This is a genomic window from Pseudomonas sp. 30_B, assembly GCF_017491605.1.
GTDB lineage: Bacteria > Pseudomonadota > Gammaproteobacteria > Pseudomonadales > Pseudomonadaceae > Pseudomonas.
This window is the reverse complement of record NZ_JAFGYY010000314.1, coordinates 1-456: the sequence shown is the minus strand read 5'-3', so window position 1 is coordinate 456 and position 456 is coordinate 1. Positions and strand designations below refer to the sequence as shown.

1 protein-coding gene is annotated in these 456 nt (G+C 63.6%); it reads right to left on the bottom strand.

Features of this window, described 5'->3' with window-relative positions; all coding sequences use genetic code 11:
- The coding region (locus J5M67_RS28455) for a transporter substrate-binding domain-containing protein (RefSeq protein ID WP_368735972.1) at window positions 1-333 on the bottom strand (333 nt) is incomplete at its 3' end.
- Between the last annotated feature and the right edge of the window lie 123 nt (window positions 334-456).

Here is a 456-nt window from a genome sequence, read left to right as displayed (position 1 = left end):
GTTGAACAGCTTCGACGAGAACGCGATCTGCTCTTCACGCTGCGGCGTCATCGACATCGACGACAGCACGCCGTCGAACTTGCGCGCCTTCAGCGCCGGGATCATGCCGTCGAAGTCGTTCTCGATCCACACGCACTTTGCCTTCACGCGCTTGCAGATTTCGTTGCCGAGGTCGACGTCGAAGCCGACCACCTTGCCGTCCGGCCCTTTCGATTCGAAAGGCGGGTAGCTCGCGTCGACGCCAAAGCGGATCGTCGACCAATCCTTCGCCTGCACGCCGCCTGCCGACACCGCCAGCAGGGCCACGGTCAAAGCCGCCAAGATTTTTTTCACTGTCATTCCTCGTTGTAGTTCGATGGTTGCGCGCGGTCGTGCCGTAGTGCGCTTCGGCCCGGCGCGGCTGCGGCCGGGCTGACTGGTGCCCTCGTCCGGTGCGGGACGAACGGTGCGCCAAGA